This window comes from Curvibacter soli (genome assembly GCF_029211125.1).
GTDB classification, from domain to species: domain Bacteria; phylum Pseudomonadota; class Gammaproteobacteria; order Burkholderiales; family Burkholderiaceae_C; genus Curvibacter_A; species Curvibacter_A soli.
Genome location: NZ_JARGEN010000035.1, coordinates 1 through 1,602 on the forward strand (window position 1 = coordinate 1; position 1,602 = coordinate 1,602).

The following is a 1,602-nucleotide window of genomic DNA, read 5'->3' on the forward strand; positions in this document are numbered from 1 at the left end:
CCTGGCGCGCGCTGCCGGCCTGTCTGCCGCCGCCGCCTGCCGCCTGGTGCACGGGCAATGGCCCGCACGCCGCGCGGGAGAAGTGCGCCAGCGCGTGGTGGATTACCTGAAAGAGCACGGCGCCAGCATGGCGCACCTGCGCGGGCTGGTGCTCGCGCAGTTTCCGCGCGCGCGCACAAAGAAGTTGGCCCCGCCGGGCTGCGAACCCGGCGAGGCCGTCCCCGAGAGCCCCGAAACCACTGCAACACACGAAACCCTGGAGGAAGAGTCAATGCTACTCAAAAACGAAACCCTGACGCCGCTGGCGCGCAAACATTTCAAGCTCAGTCGAAGTCCATTCGTTGACGACATCAACAGCCGCAACGACATCTTTGCCAGCCAGCACGGGCGCTACGTGCGCGCTGCAATGCTCGATGCCGCGTGCAACCATGGCTTCATCGCCATCATCGGACAAAGCGGTTCTGGCAAGAGCACGCTGCGCGAAGACCTGGAGGAGCGCATCCGCGAGGAGCGCCGCCCGATCGTCATCATCAAGCCCTACGTGCAGGGCATGGAGGCATCCGAAGTGCGCGGCAGGCCGCTGCGCAGCGGGCACATTGCGGAGTCCATCGTTGACGCGCTGGCACCCGGCGTATCGCTCAAAAGCAGCCCGCAGGCGCGCTACAAGCAAGTACACGAGCTGCTCAAGGCCAGCCGCAGCGCGGGCTACACGCACCTGCTGGTCATAGAAGAAGCGCATCGCCTGCCGGTGCCTACGCTCAAGCATTTGAAAAACTTTATGGAGCTCAAAGACGGCCTGCGCCGCCTGCTGGGCGTGTGTCTGATCGGGCAAAACGAGCTGTACGACGTGCTCAGCGAGCGCAACCCAGAGGTGCGCGAGATCGTGCAGCGCTGCGAGCAAATAACGATGGAGCCGCTGGACAACGATGTCGAAAGCTACCTGCAGCTCAAGTTCGAGCGCCTGGGCGTCAAGCTGGCAGACGTGTTCGAGCCCGACGCCATGGACGCGATCCGCGCCCGACTGATTCACACCGCACACGGCAACCGCACCAGCGAAGTGGTGAGTATCTGCTACCCGCAGGTGGTCAATAACCTGGTCTGCCGCGCGCTGAACGCTGCGGCAGCCGTGGGATACGAGAAGATCGATGCCCAGGTCATCGCGGGGTGCTGAAGCATGAACATTTACCGCATCAACATCACCATGGGCGACGGCAGCCGTGGCCGCTGCTCGGGCATCTTCCGCGATGCCTGGGAGGCCATTCTGCAAACGCTTGCCGATTTTCCCGACGCGCGCAGCGTCAGTGCCGTGCGCATACGGAGGTTCGCATGAACGCGCCGCGCAACCCCTGCGACAGCCTGGGCGTATGCCAGGCCCGCACGCCGGCATGCAGCGCTTGCCAGCACGACACCGAGCGCCTGCCGGCAAACGGATTTTTCTTCGCCCCCGGCGTGATAGAGGGCGGCGACAGTGCGCGCCGCCGCGACACTTGGGCGCGCGCCATCCTCATCGCCGCTGCGCTTGCGGCGCTGGCTGCGGCCCTGGGCTTTGCCGCCGGCTGGATCGACGTGCGGGGGTTTTCGCTGTGACCGCAAAGCCCACGG

Annotated in this window: 3 protein-coding genes; all 3 read left to right on the forward strand. The window is 65.3% G+C overall.

Annotation, left to right across the window (positions count from 1 at the left end):
- The coding region (locus tag PY257_RS09205) for an ExeA family protein (protein WP_345799240.1) at positions 1-1,171 on the forward strand (1,171 nt) is incomplete at its 5' end.
- Positions 1,172-1,174: 3 nt separating this feature from the next.
- Positions 1,175-1,330 (forward strand): hypothetical protein, encoded by a 156-nt coding sequence (locus tag PY257_RS09210; RefSeq protein WP_275741081.1) that lies wholly within the window; start codon positions 1,175-1,177, stop codon positions 1,328-1,330.
- Positions 1,327-1,587, forward strand: a complete 261-nt coding sequence (locus PY257_RS09215; protein WP_275741082.1) for a hypothetical protein — start codon at positions 1,327-1,329, stop codon at positions 1,585-1,587. The genes PY257_RS09210 and PY257_RS09215 overlap by 4 nt, the downstream gene beginning before the upstream one ends.
- Positions 1,588-1,602 lie beyond the last annotated feature (15 nt).

What these genes read in the sequence shown, in the direction of transcription:
- PY257_RS09215 (WP_275741082.1), top strand. Translation starts at nt 1,327, where the DNA reads ATGAACGCGCCGCGCAACCCCTGCGACAGCCTGGGCGTATGCCAGGCC.
- PY257_RS09210 (WP_275741081.1), top strand. Translation starts at nt 1,175, where the DNA reads ATGAACATTTACCGCATCAACATCACCATGGGCGACGGCAGCCGTGGC.